The organism is Microvirga mediterraneensis, from assembly GCF_013520865.1.
GTDB classification, from domain to species: domain Bacteria; phylum Pseudomonadota; class Alphaproteobacteria; order Rhizobiales; family Beijerinckiaceae; genus Microvirga; species Microvirga mediterraneensis.
In genome coordinates this window covers 4118124-4130853 of the sequence record NZ_JACDXJ010000001.1, presented here as the reverse complement: position 1 = coordinate 4130853, position 12730 = coordinate 4118124, and the positions used below count along the sequence as shown (strand labels likewise).

Here is a 12730-nt window from a genome sequence, read left to right as displayed (position 1 = left end):
TGTAGAACGCTATTCCGAATCCCATGTTAACGCCCGCTCCGAGCGCGACCAAGCCCGACCCGCAGGATCTCCTCGCCTGGTACGACCGTCACCGGCGGGACCTGCCGTGGCGCGCCAAGCCGGGCGTGACGGCGGATCCCTACCGGGTCTGGCTGTCCGAGATCATGTTGCAGCAGACGACGGTGACGGCGGTCAGGCCCTATTACCTGAATTTCCTGGAGCGCTTCCCGACCGTGGAGGCCCTCGCGGAAGCCCCTTCCGACGCGGTCATGCAGGCCTGGGCGGGGCTCGGCTATTATTCCCGGGCCCGAAACCTTCATGCCTGCGCCAAGGCGGTCGTGGAGAAGCATGGCGGGCTCTTTCCGGGCACGGAGGCGGAGCTTCTGAAACTCCCCGGCATCGGCGCCTATACGGCGGCGGCCGTGGCTGCCATCGCGTTCGACCAGAAGGCGGCCGCCGTGGACGGCAACGTGGAGCGGGTGATGTCCCGCATCTTCATGGTCGAGGAGGCGTTGCCGAAAGCCAAGCCCCTGATCCGCTCCCTCACCGAGGAGCTGGTGCCGGCGGACCGGCCGGGCGATTTCGCCCAAGCCGTCATGGATCTCGGCGCCACCATCTGCACGCCCAAGCGTCCGGCCTGCGCGCTCTGCCCCTGGATGGTGCCCTGCAGGGCTCGGGCCGAGGGCCTGCAGGAGACCTTTCCGAAGAAGCAGAAGAAGGAGACCGGGCAGCTGCGCAAGGGCGCGGCCTTCGTGGTCCTGCGCGCCGACGACACCATCCTGCTCCGCACCCGTCCGCCGCAGGGGCTTCTCGGCGGCATGGCCGAGCCGCCGACGAGCACCTGGGAGCCGGATTATCAACCCTCCCGCGCCGTGCTCGACGCGCCCATCGAGGCGCGCTGGCAGCGCCTGCCGGGCACGGTGAAACACGTCTTCACCCATTTCCCGCTGGAGCTCACGGTTCTGTTCGCCAAGGTCGCCAAGGGAACGCCGGCCCCCGAGGACATGCGCTGGACTCCGCGCCTCCAACTGCACGAGGAGGCGCTGCCCGGCGCCATGAAGAAGGTGCTGGTGCATGCGCTGGGGGAGATCCCGGGCGGGAAGGCGAAGGCATCCGCGAAGGATTGATCAGGTGCCCACCAGCGCCTTGTGGTTCTTCTTGAACAGCGCAGCCAAGGCATTCGCCACCCGCGTCACGTTGGGACGGTTTCGGCTGCGGCGGTGCATGACGAGGAAGACGTCCTCGATCAGGTCGCCCTCCGGCTTCGTGATCTGGATGAGGCTGGGGTCCGAATCGCCGAGCCAGCAGGGCAGGAAGGCGGCGCCGAGGCCTGCTTTGGCCGCCTGATAGCGGATCGGCATGTCGCCGATCCGCGCCACGATGGTGCGTCCCTGGGCGAACTCGGCCACGTAGGCGGCCTGGCGGGAGAGCGTCGGGTCCTCCGGCGGCGCGATGACCGCCGTGGGATTGTCCGTGCGGGCATAGATGGCGAAGGCGATCTGGCCGATTTTCCGCGCCACGAGATCGTCCGTCCCCTCCGGCAGGTTGCGCATCCGCAGGCCGATATCGGCCTCGCCGGAGGCGAGATCGAGTCGGCGGCGCGTCGGGATATAGGCGATTTCCACCGGCGCCGCCGCTTCGTGCAGCTGGGCCGCGTAGAGGGACAGGAACAGGGTCACCGAGGCGGTGGCCGTGATCCGCACCGGCGCGTCGGGATCGGGCCTGTAGGCGGCGGCCGTCCGCGACACGACGGCGGCCGCGTCGCCCATGGGACTCGCCGCCTCGAGGATGGCCTGGCCTGCTTCCGTCAGCTCGAGATTGTTCGGCCCGCGCTGGAAGAGGGAGAGGCCCAGCGCGTCCTCCAGCACCTTGATGCGCCGAGCGACGGTCGGCTGGCTCTGGCCGAGTGCCTTCGCGGCGCTGTTCATCGATCCATGAGCCACCACGGCGAGAAAGATCCGCAAATCGTCCCAGGACGGTTCGACGAAGGCGGGGCGGACGGGGTCGAGAGACGAAGAAGCCATGACAGGATGCTAAAGCGTTGGACCGGGTTCGGCATAGGGGGATGTTCCGGTGGCCTGGGGACGAGCCCACCATCGCTCGAAGTCACCTTTTCCGCAGCCGCACATGCTCATAAGAGTGCCGTTCACGCGTGAAGGGGTGGGGGGACTTCACAAGCCGAGAGCTTTCGTGGGAAACCACCCAGGTTTTTCGCGTCCGGGAACGGCGACATGCACGGCATCATTCCATCCGATGGCTTCGAGTTGGCCTATGTGGTCGAGGGGCAGGGCAGGCCCGCCATCGTGATCGGCAGCGCAGTCTATTACCCACGCGTCTTCTCGCAGACCTTGCGCCGATCGCTTCAGATGATTTTCGTCGACCATCGCGGCTTCGCAAAGAGGGCGAAGGATTTGCAGCCCGCCGAATACAGCCTTGACGTCGTGCTTGACGATATCGAGCTGGCGAGGCGTCATTTCGGGCACGAGAAGGTCATTGTCATTGGCCATTCTGGTCACGGCTACATGGCGCTGGAATACGCCAAGCGCTATCCCCAGCATGTATCCGACGTCGTGATGATCGGCACGGGGCCGAGCCACAGCGCTGCGCATCAGGAGGAATCGGAGCGGTACTGGCGGGAATCCGTCTGTCCCGACAGGAAGGCGAAGCTCGCGAGCGACCTCGCGCTTCTGCCCGCCGAGATCGAAGCCGAGCCGAAAAAACGCTTCATCACCTTCTGCATCCGCCTCGGCGCTAAGAGCTGGTACGACTACCAATACGATGCGGGGCCGCTCTGGGAAGGCGTCCACGTGAACATGCCCGTCTTCGATCACCTCTGGGGCGAGACCTTCCGTGACCTCGATATCAGCCAGGGACTCGAGACCGTCGATATCCCGGTCTTTCTGGCTCTTGGACGCTACGATTATCTTGTTGCCCCCTATGCGACATGGGACCCGTATCGCGGAAGCTTCAAGGATTTGACCGTGCGCGTCTTCGAGAAGAGCGGGCATACACCGCAGCTCGAGGAGAGCGATCTGTTCGATGCTGAGTTGCTGGAGTGGCTCGGCGCTCATGGCAGGTCGGGGACGTCCTGACCGGACCATTCCGGCTGGGATTGTTCACGCGCTCAACGCGGGCCTTGGCTTGAGCTGCGAAGCGCCGCTGGCTTGAAGCATTGCCCGATCCAGGCCGTGGCCTGAGCGCGCGGGTGCCTCTTCCTCGCATTGCCAGGGCAGGGCACCCTCGGGGAGATGCTCTCCCAGCGCATCAAGAATGAGCATGGCGACGGTCACCACGGCGACGATGACGATGGCGACCGCGGAGGCCTGGCTCGCGAGGCCCGCCTCCTCGAGATTGTAGAGCACGACCCCGATGGTCTCCGTCCCGGCGGACCAGAGCAGGGCCGAGACCGTGAGTTCGCCGAAGGCGAGCAGGAACGCCATCAGCCCTCCCGCGACGGCGGCGGGAAGCAGGGACGGCATCACGATTTCGAAGAGTCTCTGCGCCAGACGTGCCCCGTCGATGGCCGCGGCTTCCTCCTGGGCGACGTCGACCTGCGCCATGCCCGCGAGCACCGGTTTCAGCGCCACCGACAGGAACCGGGCCAGATAGGCGAAGACGATGATCCACGGCGTCGCGTAGAGCGACACGCGCACGAGCGGCAGCGGTTTCAGGAAGAGCAGGATGCACGCGATGGCGAGCACGATGCCGGGCAGCACATAGGAGATCTCGATGAGAGAGGCCGCGAGGATCCTCCATCGGCCCATCAGGCGGATCAACGCGTAGGCGACCGGCACGACGATCAACGACAGGAGCAACGCCGCTCCGCCGGCATAAAACAGCGAGTTCCTGAAGGCGCGGATCGTGACGTCCTGGCGCGCGAGCACTTCGACGAAATTGTCGAGGGTGATCGTCGCGAGTGAGAGAGGCATGCCGTAGGAGGGAACGAGGGCCGATGCCATGAGCGACAGGATCGGCAGGAGAAGTGTCGCGGTCAGGACAATGCCGACGAAAATTTCTGCCGTGGCGCGCGCACGGCTGAGAAACCAGAACGGCTTCAGAGGCGTGTCGTCCTCCAGATGGACGGCGTCCCTGCGCGTGAGAAACTGGCTTGCCGCAACGCACACGATGGCAATCGCCGCGACGAGTAGACCGAAGGCCGATACGTCGCCGATCATGTCGGTGCCGAAACTCGACAGACGCCGGTAGATGAGAACCGGGAGCGTCAGGTAGTTCACCGGCGCGCCGAGGAGCGCCGGAATGCCGAAATTGCCGATCCCGGCCACGAAGGCGAGCAGGGCCGCGCCGACGAGATGCGGACGCAGCAACGGCATCAGGTGGTCGATCAGGATTCGGGCGGGCCGCGCGCCATCGATGCGGGCCGCTTCGACGACTGCAAGCGGAATGCGCTTCAAACCCGCGTTCATCACCACATAGACGAGCGGCGCGTGATGCAGTCCGAGCACCAGGATGATGCCTCCGCGCCCGAGCATCGGATTGGCGCTGCCTGCTTCAGGCGCAAGGCCGAGCGCGTTCAGGATCGGGGAGGCGGGGCCCGTCAGGTGCAGGAAGGCGAGCGCGATCACCTGGGGCGAGATCATCACCGACAGGACGAAAAGGAACGACGCGATGCGACGCCTGCGGATATCGGTGATGCCGAGGAGGAGCGCCATGGCCGTGCCGAGAGGCAGGGCTAGGAGCGTCGACCAGAGTGCCGTCTCGAGCGTCGCGCGGGCCGCGCTCGATGCCGAGCGGCTGGAGAGCGCGGAGAGCATGGCATCCGGATTGAAGGCGCCACCCGGAAAGAGCGCGGCGATCAGCAATCGCAGGGCGGGCAGGACGTCGAAGGCGAACACGAGCAAAGCGACAAGAGCGAGAAGGCCGAAACCTCCCCGCTCCAGGAATGCCTTGGTCTGAAGGCGATCTCTCACTGGCCGAAGATATCGGCGAAGGCCGCCTTGTTCCTGGTCTCGTCCGCGAGCGCCTTGGCGGCGTCGAAGCTCATGACCTTGATCTGCTCGCGCGCTGGATAGCCTTCGGGCAGGGCGACGGCGGGATGAGCCGCGATGTAGCCTTGCTTCAGCGCCAGCTCCTGGCCTTCTTTCGAGAGCAGGAAGTCGACGAAGGCGCGGGCGGCATCCGGGTTCTTCGCGCTCTTCAGAATGGCGACAGGTTCGGACACCGCCGAGACGCCTTCCTTCGGGAACACGAATTCGACCGGCGCACCCTTGGCCTTCTCGCGGATCGGCATGTAGTCGACGATCACGCCGTAGAGCTTCTGGCCACCGGCCACCTGCTTGAGCACGTCGCCGTTGCCGCCGCCCGCGACGGCATCGTTGTCCTTGAGCGCCTCGTAGTATTTCCAGCCGCCTTCCATGGTGCCGGTGAGCGTCGCGGCATGGATGAGGGCTGCGCCCGAGGTGAGCGGGCTCGGCATCACGAGTTGGCCCTTGACCTCGGGCCGCGTGAGATCCTGCCACGAGGTCGGCTTGAAACTCGCCTTCGTGTTGTAGGCGATGCCCGTGGTGATCAGCTTGGTGGCGAACCAGAATTTTTGGCTGTCGTGCGTGCCCGCCGGGTAAGCGGAGACGTCGGCCTTCTCGTGCGCCAGAAGCCGGCCTTCCTTCTTCAGGCCCTCCATGGTGACGCTGTCGGCGATCAGCAGCACGTCGGCCCGGGGCTGTCCGGCCTCGAACTCCGCGCTCAGCTTGGCGAGGATCTTCGGCGTTCCGTCGCGCACGAAGGTGACGTTGACGCCCGGATTCTTGGCCTTGAAGGCATCGATGGTCTGCTGGGCATCGGTGTTGGGCTGGCTCGTATAGAGGACGAGATTGCCGGAAAGCCCCTGGGCCTGCGCGACGGCGGGCACAAGAACGGCAAGCAGAGGCAGGAGACGCTTGAAGGGCACGGGGCAGATCCTCTCTTTCGGTAAGGCTGTCCCGCGCTAGCGGTCTTGGATGACGCCTCTGTGACGATAGGTTAGTGCGCTAAAGGAAAAGGGCCAGCTTTCGGCTGGCCCTCTCGGAAAATCCAAAACGCGATAAAGGTCAAGCGGCCAATTCGGCGCGCACCTTCGCCCGGAACTCGTCGATGGAGACGAGCTTGCCGTCTCGCTCCACATTCCAGAAGGTCCAGCCGTTGCAGGAGGGGAACCCTTGCGTCAGGGCACCGATCTTGTGGATCGAGCCCACGATGGCGCCGAGCGCCACTGTGCCGTCGGCGCGCACCACCGCCTTGTGGCGGCGGCGCTCGTCCACCAGGGTCTCGCCCGCCTTCACGAGGCCCGCCTCGATGAGCGACAGGAACGGCACGCGCACTTCCGTGCGCTTCTCGGGGGCTGCCGCGATGGAGACGTCGGAGAGAGGCTCGACGGCGTCGATCCGCGCCCGCGCCGCCTTCGCATAGGTCGAATCCCGTTCCAGACCGATGAAGCTGCGTCCGAGCATCTTGGCGACCGCTCCCGTCGTGCCGGAGCCGAAGAAGGGATCGAGCACCACGTCGCCCGGGTTGGACGAGGCGAGCAGGATGCGCGCGAGCAGGGCCTCGGGCTTCTGCGTCGGGTGCACCTTGCGGCCTTGAGCATCCTTCAGGCGCTCGTCGCCGGTGCAGATCGGCAGGAACCAGTCCGAGCGCATCTGCACGTCTTCGTTGCCGGCTTTGAGCGCATCGTAATGGAAGGTGTAGCCCTTCGACTCCGCGCTCTTCGAGGCCCAGATCATGGTCTCGTGCGCGTTGGTGAAGCGGCGGCCCTTGAAGTTCGGCATCGGGTTGGCCTTGCGCCATACGATGTCGTTGAGGATCCAGAAATCGAGATCCTGCAGGGCTGCGCCCACGCGGAAAATGTTGTGATAGGAGCCGATGACCCAGAGCGTCGCGTTCTTCTTCATCACGCGGCGCACGGCGAGAAGCCACGCGCGGGTGAACGCGTCGTAATCGGCAAAGCTCGCGAACTTGTCCCAGTCGTCGTCGACCGCGTCGACGAGGCTCTGGTCCGGGCGCGTCAACGCCTGTTCGAGCTGGAGATTGTAAGGCGGATCCGCGAAGACCACGTCCACGCTCTCAGGAGGAAGCTTCTCGAGATTGGCGATGCAGTCGCCGAGAAGAATCTCATTGAGAGGAAGAGACGGCGGCAGAACGGAGAGGGGCGGTTTACGCCCCGTCCGAGGAGCCGGCGCAGACCGCCCGGTACGCGAGACATGGATCCGGGAGGCGGCGCCGGCAGCCCCGGTACGCGAGGTACCCATGGGTGATCACCGGTTACGCAACTGACACTCAGGATCATGATCGGATAGGGTAAAGAGGAGGTTTCCAAATGCGAGAAAGTCCAAATATTTTGGATCGGCAAAACTTGCCTACGCATTGAAAATATTGTGTTTTTTCGTTAATCAACGTTAAGGGAGGTTACAGGTCCAGTAACCCTTGGCGCAGAGGCGAGAAACTCAGGCGGTGAAACGGGCAGGGACCCTCGCTGGCGATCACCGTGAGATGCGCCTTGGTGCTGTAGCCCGCGTTGCCGGCAAAACCATAGGCGGGATAAGCGTTCCCGAGCCGTGCCATCATGCGGTCCCGGACCACTTTCGCCACGATGGACGCCGCCGCGATCGACGCGATGGACGAATCACCCTTGATGACCGCCTCCGTCGCGCAGGGGAGATTCGGCGGATCGTTGCCGTCCACGAAAGCCATGTCGGGCTTGCAGGGAAGGGCGGCGAGCGCCCGGCACATGGCGAGCAGGGAGGCCTGCCGGATGTTGATGGTGTCGATCTCCCGATGCGACACCGACGCGATGCCGACATGCGACGTCGCAAGGATTTCCGTAAACAACGCCTCGCGCTTCGCCGCCGTCAGGGCCTTCGAATCGGCAAGGCCCCGCGGCACGTTGTCGAGATCGAGCACGACCGCCGCAGACACCACCGGCCCGGCCAGCGGCCCGCGCCCGACCTCGTCGAGGCCCGCGATGCAGGTGAAGCCTTGCGCGCGGGCGGAGAGCTCGCGGTCGAGGCCGAGGCCGGGTTTCTGCTTCAGGCGAATCGCGTCTGTCATGCGCGGGATGAAAGCGGGAACGCCGGGCGCTGTCATCCCTCATACGTGGATATGAGAGTCGCACCTTCACACGTCGTCACCGGCCTTGTGCTGAAGTGTCATTCCCAACAGAGGCGGGACGGGAGAATTTGACCACGCTGCGCTCGCCTTTGATGCCATCCACCACGTCATGGCCGGGCTCGTCCCGGCCATCCCGATTGGACAGGCTCGGCGCTTCATACAATCGAGATCACCGGCACAAAACCGGTGGTGACGTGCAGGGACACCTGTGTCATTCCCGGCCACACCTTCGCAATATAGTGATTGCTAGGCCGGCCATGACGTGGGGGCCTGACGTGACCCGGAAACCTAGAAAAGGCTCAATTGTCCCGTCTCCTTCGGCGGCACCTGGAACAGGTCCTTGCGCAATCTCAGGTTCCGCTTGTTCAGCCCGAGCCGTTCGGCCGTCGTCTCGAATCGGCGGCCGAGCATCCAGGCATAGGGGCCGATGCCGGATTGGCGGGTGCCCCACTCGGCGTCATAATCCTTGCCGCCGCGCGCCTCCTGCAGGAGCGTGAAGACGTGCTTGAGCTTGTCCGGATAATGCTCGGCGAGCCAGTCGCGCATCAGGTCCTTGAGGTCGTGGGGCAGGCGCAGGAGCACATAGCCCGCCTCCTCGGCGCCGGCTTCCGCGCAGGCCTTCAGGATCGCCTCGATCTCGTGGTCGTTGATGGCCGGGATGATGGGCGCGACCAGCACCGACACCGGGATGCCGGCCTCGGACAGCTTGCGGATCGTCTCCAGGCGCTTGGCCGGCGCGGCGGCGCGGGGCTCCATCCGCCGGGCGAGCTTCGGGTCGAGCGTCGTGACCGAGATCGCCACCTTGGCGAGCTGCCGCTCGGCCATCTGGCTCAGGATGTCGATGTCGCGGGTCACGAGAGCCGATTTCGTCACGATGCCGACGGGATGGTTCATCCGGTTGAGCACTTCGAGGATGGACCGGGTGATGCGGAAGCGCCGCTCCACCGGCTGGTACGGGTCGGTGTTGGAGCCGAGCGCGATCGTCGTCGGCTGGTAGTTCGGCGCCCGCAGCTCCTTCTCCAACAGTTCCGCCGCATTGGGCTTGGCGAAGATTTTGGTCTCGAAATCGAGCCCGGAGGACAGTCCCTGGAAAGCGTGCGTGGGCCGCGCGAAGCAGTAGGAGCAGCCGTGCTCGCAGCCGCGATAGGGGTTGATCGACTTCTCGAACAGGATGTCGGGCGAGTCGTTCCTGGTGATGATCGTGCGCGGCTTCTCGACGATGACCTCGGTCGGCAGGGCGGGAAGCTCCTCATCGAGATCCCATCCGTCGTCGAAGCCTTCGCGCTGGGCCGGCTCATAGCGTCCGGACGGGTTGGCCGAGGCGCCACGGCCCCGGCGTCGCTCCACCTCGACCCGATAGGCCGGATCGTCCATGCGCCGCCGGGCGGCTTCCGCTGCTTCCAAAGGGGTGCGCTTGGCAGGCCGGGTGCGGAAAGGATCGCGGACGGGATCTTTGGCGCGAACGCTCATGGCGGGCTCGAACGAATCTGTGTCGGAAGCCGGAGCTTAAGAACAAATCAGGAACAAAATCAAGACCGCATCGGCAAGAATGTCCTAGCGACGCCCGGGTTCGGAGCCACTATAGTGTTCATATGATTACTGTTCTCGTCCGCGTATCCCATGGGCCCGAAGCCCTAGCTGCCACCCTGAGCGCCCTCGTCCCGGCCGTCGCCGCCGGGCTGATCGGCGATGCCGTCATTCTGACCGATCAGCAGGATGAGGTTCTGGCGGAAGTGGCCGATGCCGCCGGGGCGACCCTGGTGATGGCCCGACGCGGTTCCTGGATCGAGGGGGCACAGGTGGCCCGGCGCGACTGGCTGTTGTGCCTCGATGACGGCGACATTCCGCAGGAGGGCTGGATCCGGGTGCTCGACCGGTTCGTGGCGCTCTCGAGGCCTGAGCAGGGGCTTGCCAGAATGCGGCGTCGGCGCGGCGGCGTGGCGAGTGCTCTCACCAATCTGTTCGCGGATTCGAAGGTGCGCGCCGGCGATCTGGTTCACCGCCGGGTGCTGTTGAAAGAGGTAAGGACCCGCATGCCCGTACGGCTCCAGGCTACCATCGAGCGTGACCCGGTGTTCGGGTGATCAGCCCTTCAGCTTTCCCCGCTTCAGGTGCTCGTCGAGGCGCGGCATGATCTCGACGAAATTGCAGGGCCGGTGCCGGTAATCGAGCTGGTTCGCCAGAATGCCGTCCCAGGCATCCTTGCAGGCGCCGGGCGAACCCGGCAGCACGAACACGAAGGTCGTTCCGATCACGCCCGCCGTCGCCCGGGACTGGATCGTCGAGGTGCCGATCTTGTCGTAAGAGATTCGGTGGAAGACGGCCGAGAAACCCTCCATCCGCTTGTCGAACAGGGGCTCGATGGCCTCCGGCGTCACGTCGCGGCCGGTGAAGCCCGTGCCGCCCGTGGTGATGACCACGTCGATGGAAGGCTCAGCGATCCAGCCCCGCACCTTATCGCGGATCGCCTCCACGTCGTCGGTCACGACGGCCCGGTCGGCCAGCCGGTGTCCCGCTGCTGTCAGGCGATCGGCGAGCGTCGTGCCCGATTTGTCCTCGTCGAGGGAGCGCGTGTCGGACACGGTGAGCACGGCGATGCTCAAGGGAATGAAAGGGAGCGTGTCGTCGATGCCGGGCATGGAAAGCTCTCGCGTGATCGACATTCTTCTAGCGCAGCGGATCATCCACTGCCATCGGCGTCATCCCGGACGAGTGAAGCGAGATCCGGGATCGCTGGATGAGAATAGCGCCTTGTCCTGGTAACGATCCCGGAACGGCTTTCGCCGTCCGGGATGACGTCTTGGGACTAAATTAGAGCTTCGCCGCCCGGAACGTGTCGCAGGCCTGGACCGAGCCGGTCTTCAGGCCGGTCGTGAGCCAGCGCATGCGCTGCTCGGAGGAGCCGTGGGTGAAGCTGTCGGGGACCACGCGGCCTTGGCTCTGCTTCTGCAGCCGGTCGTCGCCGATGGCCTCGGCGGCACGGATCGCCTCCTCGATGTCGCCCTGCTCGAGCGACTGCCAGCGCTGGTTGGAATGGTGCGCCCAGACGCCGGCGAGGCAATCCGCCATCAGCTCGACGCGCACGGAGAGCTGGTTGCCCTCGGCTCGCCCGACCTGTTGCTGACGCTCCTGGACGCGCGGCAGGATGCCGAGCTGGTTTTCCACGTGATGGCCGACCTCGTGGGCCAGCACGTAGGCATAGGCGAAGTCGCCGCCCGCGCGGAAGCGCTGCTGCATCTCCTGGAAGAAGGAAAGGTCGATGTAAACGGTCTGGTCGAGCGGGCAGTAGAACGGCCCCATGGCCGATTGCGCGCCGCCGCAGCCGGAACGGGTCGCGTCCGAGAAGAGCACGAGCTTGGGCGGCTGGTACTGCCGGTTGGCCTGCTGGGGCAGAACCTCCTTCCACACGTCCTCCGTATTGCCGAGGATGGCGGCGGCGAAGCGCCCGGCCTGGTCCTGCGGCGTGCCCTGGCGGCCCTGCTGCTGTTGCTGATAGCCGGAGCCGCCGCCCGTCATCATCTCGGCGCCGCCGATCAGGATGCGCGGGTCGATTCCGAGCGCCCAGCCCACGAGGCCGAGAATCACGATGGTCCCGATGCCGAGGCCGCCCGCACCGCCCATGCCCATGCCGCGACGGTCTTCCACATTGGACGAGGTTCGAAAGTCTTCCCAGCGCATGATCCACCTTCAAGGCAGCGGCGTACCTCGCCGCAGATGCTTAAGGCTTGAGCGTATAGACCGGTTCCGAACCGGGCCGCGAGAGCCTCTTACTCCCGTCCGTCGAGAGCTCGGCGCAGAGCCTGGAAATCCCGCCAGCCGAGCCGCTTCTGCAGGGGCTGGCGCAGCAGATAGGCCGGATGCAGGGTCGGCAAGGCCTTCATCTCCCGCCCATCCTCAGTCTTGTAAGTATACCAGCGGCCGCGCGTGCGCAGAATCCCATCCTTGAGGCCGAGCAGGTTCTGGGCGGCGGGTCCGCCGAGACAGAGCACGATCTCGGGGGAAGCCAGCTCGATCTGCCGCGCGATGAACGGCTTGCAGATGGCGATTTCCTGCGGGGTCGGGGTGCGGTTGCCCGGCGGGCGCCAGGGCACGATGTTGGCGACATAGACCTGGGTGCGGTCGAGCCCGATGGTCGCGAGCATGCGGTCGAGCAGCTGGCCGGAGCGGCCCATGAACGGCTTGCCGATCCGGTCCTCGTCCGCGCCGGGCGCCTCTCCGACCAGCATGACGCGCCCTTCCGGGTTGCCGTCCGCGAAGGCAAGGTTCTTGGCCGAGAACTTCAGGGCGCAGCCGTCGAAGCCCGCGAGAATGGCCTCCAGCTCCTCCAGGGATTGCGCATGCCGCGCCTGCTCCCGGGCCATGATCGCCACCTCTTCCGGAGCGCTCGCGGCTGCTTTCGGCAGGGCGCGGGGGGAGGGGGCGGAGGAAGCGGGAGACGCCTTGGAAGCGGAAGCCTGAGCTGTAGCCTTGGCCGGAGCGCGCTCGGTCTTGGGTTCGACAAAGCGGTTGTGCGGGGTCTCGTCGAGCGCGAGGTCCGCGCCCGCCTCGACATGGAAGTCGAGGAGCGCCTGGAGAGCGTCGCGGTCGGAAGGGAGATCCTGCATGGGCTCTATGTAAGCATTCCGGGCCA

12 protein-coding genes are annotated in these 12730 nt (G+C 65.6%); 3 read left to right on the top strand and 9 right to left on the bottom strand.

Annotated elements, in window-relative coordinates:
• Positions 1 to 23 precede the first annotated feature (23 nt).
• Positions 24 to 1127, top strand: coding sequence for an A/G-specific adenine glycosylase (gene mutY, locus H0S73_RS19570; protein WP_181053715.1), 1104 nt, complete (start codon positions 24 to 26; stop codon positions 1125 to 1127).
• Here mutY and H0S73_RS19565 read toward each other — a convergent pair whose 3' ends face one another.
• A complete protein-coding gene (locus H0S73_RS19565; RefSeq protein ID WP_181053714.1) occupies positions 1128 to 2024 on the bottom strand; it encodes a LysR family transcriptional regulator in 897 nt (298 codons plus the stop codon).
• Between the two features lie 207 nt (positions 2025 to 2231).
• Between H0S73_RS19565 and H0S73_RS19560 the strand changes: the two genes are divergently transcribed.
• The gene (locus tag H0S73_RS19560; protein ID WP_181053713.1) at positions 2232 to 3092 is read left to right on the top strand and encodes an alpha/beta fold hydrolase; all 861 of its coding nucleotides are present in this window, start codon (positions 2232 to 2234) and stop codon (positions 3090 to 3092) included.
• Positions 3093 to 3116: 24 nt separating this feature from the next.
• Here the strand turns inward: H0S73_RS19560 and H0S73_RS19555 are convergent, their stop codons facing one another.
• From H0S73_RS19555 to H0S73_RS19535, 5 genes are all read right to left on the bottom strand, one after another.
• Positions 3117 to 4928, bottom strand: a complete 1812-nt coding sequence (locus tag H0S73_RS19555) for an ABC transporter permease (protein WP_343058418.1) — start codon at positions 4926 to 4928, stop codon at positions 3117 to 3119.
• Entirely contained in the window at positions 4925 to 5905 is a 981-nt protein-coding gene (locus tag H0S73_RS19550; RefSeq protein WP_181053712.1) for an ABC transporter substrate-binding protein, read from the bottom strand. The genes H0S73_RS19555 and H0S73_RS19550 overlap by 4 nt, the downstream gene beginning before the upstream one ends.
• Before the next feature lie 139 nt (positions 5906 to 6044).
• Positions 6045 to 7241, bottom strand: a complete 1197-nt coding sequence (locus H0S73_RS19545; RefSeq protein WP_246389102.1) for a site-specific DNA-methyltransferase — start codon at positions 7239 to 7241, stop codon at positions 6045 to 6047.
• 157 nt (positions 7242 to 7398) lie between these two features.
• A complete protein-coding gene (locus H0S73_RS19540) occupies positions 7399 to 8076 on the bottom strand; it encodes a ribonuclease HII (RefSeq protein ID WP_181053711.1) in 678 nt (225 codons plus the stop codon).
• 312 nt (positions 8077 to 8388) lie between these two features.
• Complete coding sequence (locus H0S73_RS19535) at positions 8389 to 9474, bottom strand: PA0069 family radical SAM protein (RefSeq protein ID WP_246389327.1); 1086 nt, start codon at positions 9472 to 9474, stop codon at positions 8389 to 8391.
• 218 nt (positions 9475 to 9692) lie between these two features.
• Here H0S73_RS19535 and H0S73_RS19530 point away from each other — a divergent pair, with 218 nt between their 5' ends.
• Positions 9693 to 10184 carry a hypothetical protein gene (locus tag H0S73_RS19530; protein ID WP_181053709.1) on the top strand — a complete coding sequence of 164 codons (492 nt, stop codon included), beginning with the start codon at positions 9693 to 9695 and terminating at the stop codon, positions 10182 to 10184.
• Here H0S73_RS19530 and moaB read toward each other — a convergent pair whose 3' ends face one another.
• The 3 genes from moaB to H0S73_RS19515 all read right to left on the bottom strand — a co-directional run bounded on the left by moaB (position 10185) and on the right by H0S73_RS19515 (position 12704).
• On the bottom strand, positions 10185 to 10739 hold the full coding sequence (gene moaB / locus H0S73_RS19525; RefSeq protein ID WP_181053708.1) for a molybdenum cofactor biosynthesis protein B: 555 nt from the start codon (positions 10737 to 10739) through the stop codon (positions 10185 to 10187).
• A 172-nt stretch (positions 10740 to 10911) separates the two neighbouring features.
• Entirely contained in the window at positions 10912 to 11778 is an 867-nt protein-coding gene (ypfJ, locus tag H0S73_RS19520; protein ID WP_181053707.1) for a KPN_02809 family neutral zinc metallopeptidase, read from the bottom strand.
• An 89-nt stretch (positions 11779 to 11867) separates the two neighbouring features.
• Entirely contained in the window at positions 11868 to 12704 is an 837-nt protein-coding gene (locus tag H0S73_RS19515) for a uracil-DNA glycosylase (RefSeq protein WP_181053706.1), read from the bottom strand.
• Positions 12705 to 12730 lie beyond the last annotated feature (26 nt).